The organism is Kocuria nitroreducens (assembly GCF_042879195.1).
GTDB classification, from domain to species: domain Bacteria; phylum Actinomycetota; class Actinomycetes; order Actinomycetales; family Micrococcaceae; genus Kocuria; species Kocuria nitroreducens.
Genome location: NZ_JBHZTC010000021.1, coordinates 67,474 through 80,962, shown reverse-complemented (window position 1 = coordinate 80,962; position 13,489 = coordinate 67,474). Strand labels below are relative to the sequence as shown.

Annotated in this window: 16 protein-coding genes; 11 read left to right on the top strand and 5 right to left on the bottom strand. The window is 73.1% G+C overall.

The window, feature by feature from the left end; translation table 11 throughout:
• The first annotated feature begins 163 nt into the window (after positions 1-163).
• The 6 genes from ACFYE1_RS14410 to ACFYE1_RS14385 all read left to right on the top strand — a co-directional run bounded on the left by ACFYE1_RS14410 (position 164) and on the right by ACFYE1_RS14385 (position 4,861).
• On the top strand, positions 164-772 hold the full coding sequence (locus ACFYE1_RS14410; protein WP_387744198.1) for a superoxide dismutase family protein: 609 nt from the start codon (positions 164-166) through the stop codon (positions 770-772).
• 103 nt (positions 773-875) lie between these two features.
• Positions 876-1,688 (top strand): alpha/beta fold hydrolase, encoded by an 813-nt coding sequence (locus tag ACFYE1_RS14405; protein WP_387744195.1) that lies wholly within the window; start codon positions 876-878, stop codon positions 1,686-1,688.
• A gap of 161 nt (positions 1,689-1,849) precedes the next feature.
• Complete coding sequence (locus tag ACFYE1_RS14400; RefSeq protein WP_387744192.1) at positions 1,850-2,788, top strand: SDR family oxidoreductase; 939 nt, start codon at positions 1,850-1,852, stop codon at positions 2,786-2,788.
• Positions 2,789-2,928: 140 nt separating this feature from the next.
• Entirely contained in the window at positions 2,929-3,723 is a 795-nt protein-coding gene (locus tag ACFYE1_RS14395; protein ID WP_387744190.1) for a hypothetical protein, read from the top strand.
• On the top strand, positions 3,720-4,196 hold the full coding sequence (locus ACFYE1_RS14390) for a phage holin family protein (RefSeq protein ID WP_387744187.1): 477 nt from the start codon (positions 3,720-3,722) through the stop codon (positions 4,194-4,196). The genes ACFYE1_RS14395 and ACFYE1_RS14390 overlap by 4 nt, the downstream gene beginning before the upstream one ends.
• Complete coding sequence (locus ACFYE1_RS14385) at positions 4,193-4,861, top strand: DUF3618 domain-containing protein (protein WP_387744184.1); 669 nt, start codon at positions 4,193-4,195, stop codon at positions 4,859-4,861. Before ACFYE1_RS14390 ends, ACFYE1_RS14385 begins: the two co-directional genes overlap by 4 nt.
• A 99-nt stretch (positions 4,862-4,960) precedes the next feature.
• Here the strand turns inward: ACFYE1_RS14385 and ACFYE1_RS14380 are convergent, their stop codons facing one another.
• Together ACFYE1_RS14380 and ACFYE1_RS14375 are read right to left on the bottom strand one after the other, a co-directional pair.
• A complete protein-coding gene (locus ACFYE1_RS14380) occupies positions 4,961-5,800 on the bottom strand; it encodes a GDSL-type esterase/lipase family protein (RefSeq protein WP_387744181.1) in 840 nt (279 codons plus the stop codon).
• A gap of 76 nt (positions 5,801-5,876) precedes the next feature.
• Entirely contained in the window at positions 5,877-6,896 is a 1,020-nt protein-coding gene (locus ACFYE1_RS14375) for an LLM class flavin-dependent oxidoreductase (RefSeq protein WP_387744178.1), read from the bottom strand.
• 136 nt (positions 6,897-7,032) lie between these two features.
• Here ACFYE1_RS14375 and ACFYE1_RS14370 point away from each other — a divergent pair, with 136 nt between their 5' ends.
• The 4 genes from ACFYE1_RS14370 (at position 7,033) to ACFYE1_RS14355 (ending at position 9,915) form a co-directional block, all read left to right on the top strand.
• A complete protein-coding gene (locus ACFYE1_RS14370; RefSeq protein ID WP_387744175.1) occupies positions 7,033-7,728 on the top strand; it encodes an alpha-ketoglutarate-dependent dioxygenase AlkB family protein in 696 nt (231 codons plus the stop codon).
• A gap of 21 nt (positions 7,729-7,749) precedes the next feature.
• On the top strand, positions 7,750-8,301 hold the full coding sequence (locus ACFYE1_RS14365; RefSeq protein ID WP_387744172.1) for a flavin reductase family protein: 552 nt from the start codon (positions 7,750-7,752) through the stop codon (positions 8,299-8,301).
• Positions 8,302-8,471: 170 nt separating this feature from the next.
• Positions 8,472-9,188 carry a flavin reductase family protein gene (locus ACFYE1_RS14360; RefSeq protein ID WP_387744169.1) on the top strand — a complete coding sequence of 239 codons (717 nt, stop codon included), beginning with the start codon at positions 8,472-8,474 and terminating at the stop codon, positions 9,186-9,188.
• Between the two features lie 130 nt (positions 9,189-9,318).
• A complete protein-coding gene (locus ACFYE1_RS14355; RefSeq protein WP_387744167.1) occupies positions 9,319-9,915 on the top strand; it encodes a YceI family protein in 597 nt (198 codons plus the stop codon).
• 86 nt (positions 9,916-10,001) lie between these two features.
• Here the strand turns inward: ACFYE1_RS14355 and ACFYE1_RS14350 are convergent, their stop codons facing one another.
• Entirely contained in the window at positions 10,002-10,208 is a 207-nt protein-coding gene (locus tag ACFYE1_RS14350) for a hypothetical protein (RefSeq protein WP_387744164.1), read from the bottom strand.
• Positions 10,205-10,603: a cell division protein CrgA gene (locus ACFYE1_RS14345; RefSeq protein WP_387744161.1), complete on the bottom strand. Its 399-nt coding sequence runs from the start codon at positions 10,601-10,603 to the stop codon at positions 10,205-10,207. The genes ACFYE1_RS14350 and ACFYE1_RS14345 overlap by 4 nt, the downstream gene beginning before the upstream one ends.
• A 141-nt stretch (positions 10,604-10,744) precedes the next feature.
• On the opposite strand from ACFYE1_RS14345, the gene ACFYE1_RS14340 reads away from it, so the two are divergent.
• On the top strand, positions 10,745-11,383 hold the full coding sequence (locus ACFYE1_RS14340; RefSeq protein WP_387744159.1) for an anthranilate synthase component II: 639 nt from the start codon (positions 10,745-10,747) through the stop codon (positions 11,381-11,383).
• A gap of 54 nt (positions 11,384-11,437) precedes the next feature.
• Here ACFYE1_RS14340 and pknB read toward each other — a convergent pair whose 3' ends face one another.
• Entirely contained in the window at positions 11,438-13,486 is a 2,049-nt protein-coding gene (gene pknB / locus ACFYE1_RS14335; protein WP_387744156.1) for a Stk1 family PASTA domain-containing Ser/Thr kinase, read from the bottom strand.
• Positions 13,487-13,489: the final 3 nt, after the last annotated feature.

Below are 13,489 nucleotides of genomic sequence, written 5' to 3'. Positions count from 1 at the left end.
ACACCGCCGGACCACACCACCAGGGTCGAGCCCCCGACACACCCGTGCCGGGGGCTCCCCACATTAACACCCCCTTTGTCACTGAGCACCCCTTTGTCGTTGAACCGTCTCCGACCACGGCCTATGGTCGAGGTGCGAGGCCCGGAGACGACGAGGAGGAGCCGTGCGGCAGAGCAGGCTGGTGTCAGCAGTGATCGGAACGGCCGCCCTGGTGCTGGCCGGCTGCGGCGGGGACGAGGGGGCCGTGGTCGAGGAGACATCGGCGGCCGCGGAGGCCGGTGTGGGCTCCCGCGCCGTGCTCCAGGACGCGGAGGGCAACGAGGTCGGCGGCGTCCGCTTCTCGGAGGTCTCCGCCGGGACGGAGGTCGTGGCCGAGGTCCAAGGGCTCGAGCCGGGCTTCTACGGGCTGCACGTGCACGGGACCGGTCTCTGCGAGCCGGACAGCAGCGCGCCGGGCGACCCCGGCACCACTGGAGCCTTCCTCTCCGCCGGTGGCCACCTCGGGGGCGAGGACGCCGAGCACCCCGAGCACGCGGGCGACCTCCCTGCGCTGCTCGTGACCGAGGACGGGCTGGGCTTCCTGACGGCGGTCACCGACCGCTTCGACGTCCAGGAGCTCGTGGCCGACGACGACGGCAGCGCCGTGATGATCCACTCGGGCCCCGACAACTACGCCAACGTCCCGGAGCGCTACGCCTCCGGCGGGCCCGACGCGGACACCCTGCGCACGGGTGACGCCGGCTCGCGGCTGGCGTGCGGCGTCGTCGAGTGACCGGGGACGCCCCCGCCGCCCGGTGAGGCCCCGATCCCGCGGTGGCGTCCTTCGCTACCCTGGGAGCGTTCCTGCCGATCGCCCGAGAGAGGGGTCTCCCACCATGCCCGACGTCAGTCCTGCCACCGCACGGATCAACGGGGTCACCATGACCTACACGGACCGGGGTCAGGGTCCGGTGCTGCTCCTGCTGCACGGTCACGCCTACGACCGGAGCATGTGGGCCCGTCAGGTCGAGGTGTTCGCGGGCCGCGGCTGGCGGGTGGTCGCCCCCGATCTGCGCGGCTTCGGCGAGTCCGAGGTCACCGAGGGGATCGTCTACACCGAGGAGTTCGCCGACGACGTCGCCGGGCTGCTCGAGCACCTGGCGGTCGACCGGGCGGTGGTGGTCGGGTTCTCGATGTCCGGACAGATCGCCATGGAGCTCCTCCACCGGCACCCCGGCCGGGTCCGGGCACTGGTCGTCAACGACACCGTCCCCGAGGCGGAGGACGCCGCCGGCAGGCGGCGCCGCCACGTCACGGCGGACGCCATCCTGGCCGGCGGCATGGAGGTGTACGGCCGCAGCGTCCTGGCCAGGATGGTCGCCGAGTTCACGGCGGAGGCCCAGCCCGAAGTGGCGGCCGAGGTGCTGAGCATGCTGCAGAGTGCCCCGGCGAAGGGGGCCGCCGCGGCCATGCGCGGGCGCGCCGAGCGCCGTGACTTCACCGAGGTGCTCCGCGGCGCCCGGATCCCCGTGCTGGTCGTGGTGGGCGCGGACGACGCCTTCGACGGCGGCGCCGGCCGGCGGATGGCCGAGCTGGCGCCCGGCGCGGAGCTCGTCGTCGTCGACGGGGCCGGGCACACCCCCAACATCGAGCAGCCCGCCGCGTTCGACGACGCCCTGGACTCCTTCCTGCGCCGTCTCGACGCCTGAGCGCGGCCGCACGGCGGCGTCACGTTCGCGCCCCCGTCCACCCCGGTCGGTGTCCCTCCGCCGTGGAAGCACGGGTGTCGTGTTCTCCTAGAGAGAACCGGTGACATCTCGGCCGAGTAATCAGTATGCTGTTCACATACTGCACGACGAGAGGAGTGGACATGACCGAGACGAACAACGGAAACCCCGAGAACGCCGACCGTGAGACGGTGGACCAGCTCGCGTTCCAGAACCCCGTGACGCGATACCCCGTTCTGTCGCCCCCTGAGCAGGACCAGCCGGAGCCGGGCCTGGATGTCGAGCTCGAGCCGAGGACCGACCGCGGGGAGTTCTCCTACCGGGGGACCGGCCGCCTCGAGGGGCGCAGAGCCCTGATCACCGGGGCGGACTCGGGCATCGGCGCGGCCGTCGCCATCGCGTTCGCCAAGGAGGGCGCCGACGTCGCGCTCAACTACCTCCCGGACGAGGAGCCCGACGCGCAGGTCGTCAGGGCCATCATCGAGAAGGCCGGTCGCACGGCCGTCCTCCTCCCCGGAGACCTGACCGACAAGGACTTCTGCGCGACCCTGGTCGAGAACGCCGTGAACGGACTGGGCGGGCTCGACATCCTCGTCAACAACGCCGGCAAGCAGGTGGCGGTCGAGAGCCTCGAGGACCTCAGCGACGAGCAGCTCGTCGACACGTTCACGGTCAACATCCTGGCGATGTTCCGGATCACCAAGGCGGCGCTGCGGCACCTGCCCGAGGGGTCCTCCATCATCAACACGACGTCGATCCAGGCTTACCAGCCGTCGCCGGAACTCCTCGACTACGCGTCCACCAAGGCGGCGATCAACAACTTCACCAAGGGCCTCGGCCAGCAGCTGGCGCCCAAGGGGATCCGCGTCAACGCGGTGGCACCCGGACCGTTCTGGACCCCCCTCCAGGTCTCGGACGGCCAGCCGAAGGACGCGCTGCCCGAGTTCGGGCAGTCGACGCCCCTCGGCCGGGCCGGCCAGCCCACGGAACTGGCCCCGGCCTACGTCTTCCTCGCCTCGTCCGAGTCCAGCTACGTCATCGGCGAGACCCTCAACGTCAACGGCGGCAGCCCGTCGCCGTGAGCCCTGCACCCTCGGGGACAGCCGCGGCGGACGCCGCGCCCCCCGCCGGGGAAATGCTTGGCGAGTCCGGTCCCACGGCATACCCTGGGATCAGCTCGCATGCTCAGCGAACTTATCAAGTGCTGTAGAAAGGCGAAATCATGACCACGAATCCTTATGACCGTTCGGCGAGCCACGCGGCCGACACGAACACCACCTCCAAGAAGGACGTCGCCGCGGACAAGGGCAAGGCCGAGGCGAACCAGCTCAAGAACGAGGCGGCCGAGTCCGGCCAGCGCGTCAAGGAGACCGCCAAGGACCAGGCCGTGGCGGTGAAGGACGAAGCAGTCAACCAGGCCCAGGGCCTGCTCGGCCAGCTGCAGAGCGGGATCAAGGAGCAGGTCGGTCCGCAGCAGGAGCGCATCGCCACGACCGTGCGCTCCGTCAGCGACGAGATCAACGCCCTGTCCCGCGGCGAGAAGCCCGAGACGGACTTCGTGGCGGGCCTGCTCGGCAACGTCTCCGGCCGGGTCGACTCCTTCGCGTCCTCCCTGGAGAACAAGGACGCCAAGGACCTCCTGGCGGACGTCCGGCGGTTCGCGGCGCGTCGTCCCGGGACCTTCCTGGCCGTGGCCGCCGGCGTCGGTCTCCTCGCCGGTCGCGCCACCCGCGGCGTCAAGGACAGCGACGAGATCGCCACCGACCGCCAGGGCGCCAAGGAGTTCTTCGGCGTCTCCGGTCAGCAGGGCCAGGGCACCGGCACGACGTCCGGCGTCTCGACCGGCGCTGTCTACGACCAGGGCTACGACCGCAACCTCACCGCCACCGAGACCTCGGGCTACACCCCGGCCGACCCCTACGCCTACCGCTCCGACGAGCAGGGCGAGGCGGCTCGCACCTACACCGACCGCGTGCCCGGCACCGTCTACCCGGACCAGGAGGGCGACCGTCGATGAGCCACCCCATTCCCCCCTCGGACGCAGAGAACCGGGCCGAGCAAGAGTCGCTCGGTGAGATGTTCAAGTCGCTGAGCACGAACCTCTCCACCCTCATCCAGCAGGAGATCGCGCTCGCCAAGGCCGAGACGACCCAGGCGGTGCAGGAGGCCAAAGAGTCCGCCAAGGACACGGGCAAGGGCGCCGGCATGCTCGCCGGGGCCGGTGTGGCCGGTCACTTCGTCCTGCTGTTCCTGTCCCTCGCCCTCATGTGGGGACTGAGCAACCTCGTGGACAGCCTCGTCTGGGCGTCCGTCATCGTTGCCGTCCTCTGGGCCATCATCGCCGGCATCCTGGCCGCGATGGGCAAGAAGAACCTCAACGCGGGCAAGCGGGAGATGGCCGCGGCCACCCAGGATCCGCTGCCCCTGACCCGCGAAACGGTCACCGAGATTCCGGAAACCGTGAAGCCCTCCAAGAAGGAGAACCGATGAGCCAGCAGAACCCCGAACAGATCCGTGCCGACATCGAGGCGACCCGTGCGCGTCTGAACTCCGACGTCGATGCCGTCGCCGAGAAGGTGACGCCCGATCGGGTCGTCGAGCGGCAGAAGGACAAGGTCCGCGGCAAGGTCCAGGACAAGGTCCAGGGAGTGCGGGAGCGCGTCATGGGAGCGTCCGATGACGCCTCCGACCGCGGCCGCCACCTCAAGGACGGCGTGCAGGACCGGGCGGACGACCTGCGCGGCACCGTGCAGGACCGTGCCGGTGACCTCCGTGAGGGCGTCCAGCACGCCCCGGCCACGGCCAAGGCCAAGACCCGCGGCAACCCGTTGGCCGCTGGTCTGATCGCCCTCGGCGCCGGATGGCTCGTCGGCTCGCTGCTGCCCTCCTCCCAGAAGGAGCAGGAGCTCGTCGCCGACGCGGCGGACCGGGTCCAGCCCCACGCCCAGCAGGCGGTCGACTCCGCCAAGGGCATGGCGCAGGAGGTCGCCCAGGACCTGAAGGAGCCGGCCCAGGAGGCCGCGCAGTCCGTCAAGGAGACCGCGCAGTCGGGCGCCCAGGAGGTCAAGTCGCAGGGCCAGGGCGAGGCTCAGCAGCTGAAGTCCTCCGCCCAGGGCTCGGCGCAGTCCGTCAAGGACGAGACGAAGAACGCCTGAACCCCGCCCGGCCGCACCGCGGCCGGGACCGGGTGACGCACCGGCACGACGAAGGCCCCGGATCGGCGATCCGGGGCCTTCGTCGTGGCCCGGGATCGGTCAGCGGGTCCGGGCCACCTGGCTGAGTAGCCCCGGGAAGTAGCCGCAGAGATAGCCGCGCTCGGTCGGGTGCAGGTTGTGGGCGCCCGCCTCGGGGGCGAAGAGGATCCACGGGTCCGCCGAGCCGACGCCGTGGCCGCGGAAGCGGTCGGTGACGTCCACGAAGACGGCGCCCTCCTCCGCCACGGCCGCCGCGAGAGCGGCATTGAGCTCGTCGGTCCAGTCGTTGAGCTGGGCGGCCCGTCCGGCGGAGATGAGCGGGCTGTCCTGCCGGTCGTCGAAGAGGTTCGGATAGCCCAGCACCACGATGCGCGCGTCCGACTCCGTGCCGATCGCGTCGGCGGTCTCGGCCGCCGAGGAGGAGGCGGCGGCGATCCGGGCGGGCGCCTGCGCGAGCAGGGCGTCGCACGGCGCCGGGCCGGACTCGGCCTCCGCGGCAGCGCTGCACGTCCCGATGAACTCGGCCCACCCGATGTCGTTGCCCCCCATGGTCAGCGTCACCACGTCGGCCGTCGCGAGGGCCTCCCTCACGGGCTTCGTGGAGACGAGGTCCTCCACCTCCTGCGCCGTGTACCCGGCGCACGCCGCGTCCAGGGTCACCTCGACGCGGGGGTGGGAGCCCAGCTCGTCGACGTGGTCCCGGCCCGTGCCCTGGTCGCATGAGTCGACCCCCTCGACCTGCTGGAGCCCGCCCGTGCCGAAGGCCGCGGAGAAGGAGTCGCCGAGGTTGACGAGCTCGATGGTGCGTGGTGCCCCGGCGGCCGGCGAGGCGGCCGTGCTCGCGAGGGCGAGCGCCGAGACCAGGGCGGTGACGGTGCGGCGGACGGAGACGGGGCGCATGGCGGGGACCTTTCGGGAGGGGTGGCGCCTCCCCGGGGGCGGCGCCGTGGCGGCGAACGCCGGCAACTCCCTGAATTTACAGTCGCGACGCACTGGACGGAAGGGGTTCCGCGGTGTCCTCTGCCCACGCCCCGGCCAGGAGCTCGAGCGAGCGCAGCACCTGATCCCGGGTGGGGGAGGCGGGAGCGATCATGAGCTCGTCGGCGTCCGCCGTCACGGCAAAGTCCTCCAGCCAGGACCGGACCTCGGCGCCCGTGCCCGCGGTCGACCAGCGCAGCATGTGCAGGATCTGCTGCCCGGCGGGGCTGTCCATCACCATGTCCAGCTCGGCCTCGGTCAGCTCGCGGTCGCGCCCCACCATCGCGCGCACCCGTTCGCGCCGGGCGGTCCCCAGCTGCCCCGCGGCGTCCTCGGCGGTGTCCGCGGCAATGACGTTGACGGCCGCGATGACGTACGGCTCCGCGAGCTGCTCGGAGGGCCGGAACCCGGCGCGGTAGGCGGCCACGGCGTCCGCGAGGGCGTCGGGAGCGAAGTGGGACGCGAAGGCGTAGGGCAGCCCGTACGCGGCGGCGAGCTGGGCGCCGAACAGCGAGGAGCCCAGGACCGTGAGGGGCACGTCCGTCCCGGCGCCCGGAACGGCGCTGACCCCCGGGACGACGGAGCGGCCGCTGAGATAGCCCTGCAGCTCGCGGACGTCCTGCGGGAACTGCTCGGCGGCGGAGGGGTCGCGGCGCATGGCCCGCACGGTCCGCAGGTCCGTGCCGGGGGCCCGGCCCAGGCCCAGGTCGATGCGCCCGGGGTGCAGCTCGGCGAGCGTGCCGAACTGCTCCGCGATCACGAGGGGGGAGTGGTTGGGCAGCATGACGCCGCCCGCGCCCAGGCGGATGGAGGAGGTGTGCGCCGCGATGTGGGCGATCAGCACGGCCGGGGCCGAGGAGGCGATCGTGGGCATGTTGTGGTGCTCCGAGTACCAGACCCTCAGGTATCCCAGCCGCTCGGCGTGCTGGGCGAGGCGCACGGAGTCGGCGAAGCTCTCGCCCACGGACGAGCCCTTGCGGACGGTGGCGAAGTCGATGACGGACAGGGGCAGCGGCACGGCGGACCTTTCACGGGGTTCGGGAGGCCCTCCACGCTACTCCTCTCCGCCCGGGGCCGCCGTGGCGGAGCGCACACCGGCGCCGCCCGGGGGCGTGCCGCGTGCCGTGTCGGCGGTCGGGGCTACGCTCGGCAGCATGATCGACTCCTCGATTCCGGTCCCGGCGCCCGAGCTGTTCGAGCTGCCGCGGGCGCGCGCCGAGATCGCCCCCGGCGCCGTCCACGTCCCGGGGTGGCTCGGGCCCGAGGAGCAGTGGGAGCTCGTGCTCCGCTGCCGGGAGTGGGCCGCGGGCCCGGTGCCCATGCGGCACGTGGTGCTCCCGGGAGGCGGCCGGATGTCGGTGCGCTCCACGACGCTGGGCTGGGACTGGGCGCCCTATCGCTACCTGCGCACCGGGGAGCGCAAGCGCGCACCGGACATGCCCCCGTGGCTGACCGAACTGGGGCGCCGGGCCGTGCTGGAGGCCTACGGGCCCGGCAGCCCGGACGCGCGGGACTACCGGCCGGACACCGCCCTGGTGAACTTCTACGACGCCGCCGCCCGGATGGGCATGCACCAGGACCAGGACGAGGCCTCCGCGGCGCCGATCGTCTCCCTCTCCCTCGGGGACGCGTGCGTCTTCCGCTTCGGGAACACGCAGACCCGCTCGGCGCCGTACCGGGACGTCGAGCTGCGCAGCGGCGACCTCTTCGTCTTCGGGGGCCCCTCCCGCTACGCGTTCCACGGGGTGCCCCGGGTCCGTCCCGGCACGGGGGCGGCCGCGCTGGGCATGAAGGGCGGGCGGCTGAACCTGACCCTCCGGATGACGGGACGGGCCGCTCCGGACCGCTGAGCCCCGTGCCAGACTGGCGGCATGGAGCTTCCCGACCCTGCACCGGCCCACCTCATCGACGCCGCGGCGCCAGACGCCGAGGACGTCGGCGCCTACCGCCTGCTCGCCGCGGACATCGCCTCCGGCGTGGCGGTCGTGGCCGCCCGGCACCGGCGGCGCGACGTCGCCGCGACCGTGACCGGGTTCCTCGACGTCTCCTACGACCCGCCCACCATGCTCGTGAGCCTCTTCGAGGAGGGGCGCATCTGCGACGCCGTGGAGTCGTCCGGCGCGTGGACGCTCTCCGTGCTGCGCCGCGACCAGGAGGGGGTCGCCAACTGGCTCGCGAGCCCGGGCAACCCCGTGGAGGGCCTGCTGGACGGCGTGGCCTACCGGCGCGCGCCGCGCTCGGGCGCACCCGTGCTGGACGGGGCGCTCGCGTGGTTCGAGCTCTCCACCGTAGCCGTGCACGCCGCCGCGACGCACCGGATCGTCGTGGGCGAGGTGACCGCGATGGGGCGCGGGGTCGCCGAAGCGCAGGCGGACGACCCGCTGGTGCACTACGCCCGCGGCTACCGGGGCCTGACCCGGTGACCTGGGGGCGCCGGACACGACGACGGCGCCCGTGCAAGACTGTGACGTCGGGTGTCCCGCGCCCCGTCAGCGGCGGAATCGATTGACTTTCGCTCCGGTTCTGGTCGTAGCGTGGACGGGTGGGGCCGCCCGGCGGCACTGCTCCCACAGCTTTCCACGGAAGGACTCTCATGGCGGCCCAGCACCACGAACGCCGGCCTCGCCGAGGGCACGACGACGGCGCGCCCACCGGTGGCACGCCGGGGCAGCCGCCGGACGAGACGCCGGAGCAGCCGGTGGTGGCGCCCCGGCTGAGCGCGGTCCCCCGGCCCGGTCCGCAGGCCGAGCGCGCGGCCGCGGAGGTCGCCGACCTGGAGGTCCCGGCCGACCACCTCCAGGATCTCCAGCACGTGGGCGAGGCGTTCAAGGCGGCCTTCGCCCACCACCCGGCGGGGGTCGCGATCATCACCGCGCGGGGCCCCGAGGGACCCGTGGGTCTGACGGCGTCCTCCGTGTCCTCCGTGTCGGCCGTCCCGCCGATCCTCGGCTTCTCGCTGCAGGCCCGCCAGGGCTCGGCCGCGCTGCTGGCCGAGGCCGACTCCTTCCTGGTGCACCTGCTGGACGCCGAGAACCTGGACCTCGCCCGGTCCTTCGCCGTCTCCGGGGCTCCGCGCTTCGGGCCGGACATGCCCTGGGAGTACCTGGAGACGGGGGAGCCCCGGCTGCTGAACGTCGCCCGGGTCCTGCGCGCCATCCCGCTGGCCCGGATCAAGGCCGGACCCGCCCTCGTGTTCAACGCCGCCGTGGTCGACGTCCTCGGTGACGAGGGCACGGGCGTCCCGCTCGTCTACCACCGCCGCCGGTTCCACGAGCTCAACGACCGCTCCGCCCTGGACCCCGAGGCCTGAGCAGCCGGCAGCGGGGTCCGCACACCCACCGGGAGATTCCTCCGACCTCGTTGTTGACACATCACTAAGATGCTCCTAGAGTAGTTGACGAAGCAACCACCTGTTCGTCGCTCACCCCAAGGAGAACGCCATGTCCCAGCTCAACGGTCTCGTCCCCGGGTCCTGGACCTTCGACCCCGCCCACTCCGAGGTCGGCTTCACCGTCCGCCACGCCGGCATCTCCAAGGTGCGCGGCACCTTCGGAGAGGTCGACGCGCAGCTGGAGATCACCGACCCGGTCGAGAGCTCGACCCTGAACGCCACCGTCCGGACGGCGACCATCGACACCAAGAACGCCGACCGCGACGCCCACGTGCGCAGCGCCGACTTCTTCGCGGTCGAGGAGTACCCCACGATGACGTTCGCCTCGACCGCCGTGGCGTTCGACGGCGAGGAGGGCACGATCTCCGGTGAGCTGACCATCAAGGACGTCACCCGCACCGTCGAGCTCGCCACCGAGTTCAGCGGCGTGGTCGTCGACGCCTTCGGCGTGACCCGTGCCGGTTTCTCCGCGGAGACCACGATCTCCCGCAAGGACTTCGGCATCACCTGGAACGCCGCGATGGAGGCGGGCGGGGTGCTCGTCTCCGACAAGGTCGTCATCAGCCTCGAGGTCGCGTTCACCGCGCCGCAGGACGACCCCGGGACGACCGTCGAGGGCCAGGAGGCCGTCTCGGCGCAGGCCTGATCCCCGACGGGTGCTCCGCGCCCGACGACAGTGGCCCGCACCCCGGGAGGGGTGCGGGCCACTGTCGTCGGGCGCCGTGGCCGGCGCTAGCGGACCTGCTGCACCAGGAACCAGATCACGGGGCCCGCGATCAGCAGCAGCAGTGCCCACCGGCGCAGCCGCACCTCGAACGTCGCGGGGTCCAGCCGCCGCCCGTCCCTCGGCCGGGACTCGGCGATCTCGTCCTTGAGGGGCTTGGGGGAGGGCTCGGGCGAGTCCTCGGGACCGGTGCCGGGCCGGGACACCGAGGTCACCGCCACTTCGTCGTCATGATCAGCCCGGCCATCATCAGGGCCAGGCCGACTCCGATGTTCCACGCGCCGATCCCGGGCACGGGGTAGGTGCCCTGGAAGAGGTAGTAGACGATGAGCCACAGCAGCCCGACCACCAGCAGGCCCAGCATGATGGCCTTGTACCAGGTGGGCGTCGGGGCATGGATCTCCGGGGAGCCGTGCCGGGAGCGCTCGGTGAGCTCCTGTGCCAGGGCGTTCGCCGTGGCCTCCGGGTCGAAGGCGGTGGAGCCGCCGGGCAGCCCTTCCGCCGCCAGCCGCGCCAGCTCCGCGTCGACGGGCGGGGCGGCCGGTGCCGGCCGGCCGGAGCCGCCGGGGCGGCGGGCCGGTTTCTTGCGGCGGTTCTTGGACTCGGGCACTGATCCTCCTGGTCACCAAGCGGGCCGTCTTCACGGCGGGGGTCCGGTGCACCAGTCTAGCCGCCCGGTGCGTGCCGTCCCGCGGACGCGTAAGCTGGACGGGCGCACGCGCCGAGAGGCACCCCACTCCTAGGAGACCCTGTGACCGTCAAGATCCTCGTCGTGGACAACTACGACAGCTTCGTCTACACCCTCGTCGGCTACCTCGAGCAGCTCGGCGCCGAGACCACGGTCATCCGCAACGACGACCTCGACGAGGCCGCTGCGTGCGCGCTCGCCGACGAGCACCACGGCGTCCTCCTCTCGCCCGGGCCGGGCGCTCCCGCCGATGCCGGCGTGTGCATCGCCCTGATCCGCCACGCGGAGCAGACGCAGCAGCCGCTGCTCGGCGTCTGCCTCGGCCACCAGGCCCTCGCGGAGGCGTACGGAGGGACCGTCACCCACGCCGAGGAGCTCATGCACGGGAAGACCTCCCGGGTGGAGCACAACGGCACGAGCGTCTTCGGCGCGGTGCCCAGCCCGTTCACGGCGACCCGCTACCACTCGCTCGCCGTGGTGGACCGGTCTGTGCCCGACTTCCTCGAGGTCACCGCGCGCACCCCGAACGGGGTGATCATGGGGCTGCGGCACAAGAGCGCCCCGCTGCACGGACTGCAGTTCCACCCGGAGTCCGTCCTCACCGAGGGCGGCTACCTCATGCTCGGCAACTGGCTCGAGCTCGTGGGGCTCGAGGGTGCCGCCCGGGCCGCCGCGTCGCTGTCCCCGCTGATCACCGTCTGACCGCACGCCGCCCGGCCCGCCGGGCCCTCGTCCCGCGTTGCCACGATCCGGCCGCTAGTCGCGGCGGGACTCCCGGTCCGCGGCCCGATCGAGCGCCTCGCGGGCCCGCTCGGCCGCTCGCTCCGCGATCCCGTCCTGCTCGTCGGGGTCGCGCGCCTCGGCGTCGGGGGCGTCCTCCGGGGAGGTGCCGGGCTCGGATCCGTCCTCGTCGTCCGGTGCGCCGGTCTCCTCCACGTCCTCCTCGGGCTCCTCCGTCTCCTCGGGGGACGGCGACGGGGTGGGCGAGGAGGTGGGCGAGGGGATCGGTTCCGGGGTCGGCTCGGGCGCAGGGGCGACCGCCACGGTGAGCGTGATCGTCGAGCCCTGCGGTGCGGACTGGCCGGCGTCGACGCTCTGGCCCACGACCTGCCCGGCCGGCACCCCGGCCCGGGGCGTGGTGACCACCTCGGACGAGAGCCGGACCGCGTCCGCGCCGAGGGCGGCGACCGCCTCCTGCCGGCTCAGGCCCACGAGCTGCGGCACGGTCACCCGTCCCGTGGACAGCACGAGCTGCACCTCCGAGCCGCTCGGGACGGTGGTCCCGCCGGCCGGGTCGGTGGCGACCAGCATCCCCTGGGGCACCCAGGAGCTGTTCGCCGTGCGGGTGGCCCCGGGCTCCAGCCCTGCGGACTCCAGGGCGTCCTGCACGTCCTCCTCGGACCGGCCCACGAGCTCGTCGGGGACCTCCACCTCGGAGGGTCCCCTCGAGACGTCGAGGACCACGGTGGAGCCCTCCTCGACCTGCGTGTCGGCGGCGGGGTCGGTGCCCACGACGTCGCCCTCGGGCACCTCGTCGTCGTAGACCTCCTCGCGCTGCGGCACCAGCTCCGCGTTGCGCAGCACCGTCTCGGCCACCGACGCGTCCATCCCCGCCACGTAGGGGACGGCGACGAGCGCGGGTCCGCCGCGCTGGTCCTGGACCCACTGGAAGGCCACGACCCCGAGGACGGCCAGGACCGCGAGAGCGAGCAGGGCGATGAGTGCCGCGCGCAGCGGACGCCTCCGGCGGCGCCGCGCGGGGGCCGAGCCGCTCTCCGGGGCGTCCGCGGCCACCGGCACCGCGGCGACCGCCGTGCCCGCCGCCGTCGGCGGTGCCGCCGCCGCGGCCGGCACGGGGACGGGGACGGGGACGGGAGGGAGGGTCTTCGTGTCCTCGTCCCGCTGCCGCACCGCGTGCAGGGGCTGGGTGGCGTCGAGGTCCCCCGGCACCGCGGGGCGCAGCTCGCGCAGCGCCCGGCGCATCTGCCCGGCGTCCTGGAAGCGGGCGGAGCGGTCCTTGGCGAGGGCCTTCGCCAGGAAGTCGTCGACGCGCCCGCTGAGCCGGGGGTCCAGCTCGGAGGGCGCGGGGGGACGGTCCCGGACGTGCTGGGCGGCGATGTCCACCGAGGACCCGCCCACGAACGGCGCCCGCCCCGTGAGCATCTCGAAGAGCACGCACGCGGCGGAGTAGAGGTCGGAGCGGGCGTCCACGGACTCGCCCCGGGCCTGCTCCGGGGACAGGTACTGCGCGGTGCCGAGGACGGCCTGGGCCTGCGTCAGCGCCGGCGAGGTGTCCTCCACGGCCCGGGCGATGCCGAAGTCCATGACCTTGATCTGCCGCTCCGGAGTCACGATCACGTTGGCGGGCTTGATGTCCCGGTGGACGATGCCCGCCCGGTGGCTGTACTCCAGGGCGTCGAGGATGCCCAGCGTCATGTCCACGGCCTCCTGGGGCGTCACGGCGTTCTCGTGGATGAGCTCCCGCAGGGTCCGGCCGGGCACGTACTCCATCACGATGAACGGGCGGTCCACGCCCTCGTCGGTCGCCGCGAGGATCTCGCCCGTGTCGTAGACCGAGACGATCGAGTGGTGGTTCAGGGCGGCCACGGACTGCGCCTCCCGCTTGAACCGTTCGTGGAAGGTGCCGTCCCGGGCCAGCTCAGGGCGCAGGACCTTGATGGCCACCCGCCGGCCCAGCCGCAGGTCCCGCCCCAGGTGGACGGTGGCCATCCCGCCGCGGCCGATGGTCTCGCCCACCTCGTAGCGGTCGTTGATCAGCGAGGGGACGGGGTTCCGGCCCGGCACGGC

Excerpts from the sequence above, each read along its gene's own strand:
- ACFYE1_RS14395 (WP_387744190.1), top strand. The coding sequence starts at position 2,929 with ATGACCACGAATCCTTATGACCGTTCGGCGAGCCACGCGGCCGACACG.
- ACFYE1_RS14365 (WP_387744172.1), top strand. The coding sequence starts at position 7,750 with ATGGAGCTTCCCGACCCTGCACCGGCCCACCTCATCGACGCCGCGGCG.
- ACFYE1_RS14380 (WP_387744181.1), bottom strand. The coding sequence starts at position 5,800 with ATGCGCCCCGTCTCCGTCCGCCGCACCGTCACCGCCCTGGTCTCGGCG.
- ACFYE1_RS14400 (WP_387744192.1), top strand. The coding sequence starts at position 1,850 with ATGACCGAGACGAACAACGGAAACCCCGAGAACGCCGACCGTGAGACG.
- ACFYE1_RS14385 (WP_387744184.1), top strand. The coding sequence starts at position 4,193 with ATGAGCCAGCAGAACCCCGAACAGATCCGTGCCGACATCGAGGCGACC.
- ACFYE1_RS14355 (WP_387744167.1), top strand. The coding sequence starts at position 9,319 with ATGTCCCAGCTCAACGGTCTCGTCCCCGGGTCCTGGACCTTCGACCCC.
- ACFYE1_RS14390 (WP_387744187.1), top strand. The coding sequence starts at position 3,720 with ATGAGCCACCCCATTCCCCCCTCGGACGCAGAGAACCGGGCCGAGCAA.
- ACFYE1_RS14405 (WP_387744195.1), top strand. The coding sequence starts at position 876 with ATGCCCGACGTCAGTCCTGCCACCGCACGGATCAACGGGGTCACCATG.
- ACFYE1_RS14370 (WP_387744175.1), top strand. The coding sequence starts at position 7,033 with ATGATCGACTCCTCGATTCCGGTCCCGGCGCCCGAGCTGTTCGAGCTG.
- ACFYE1_RS14360 (WP_387744169.1), top strand. The coding sequence starts at position 8,472 with ATGGCGGCCCAGCACCACGAACGCCGGCCTCGCCGAGGGCACGACGAC.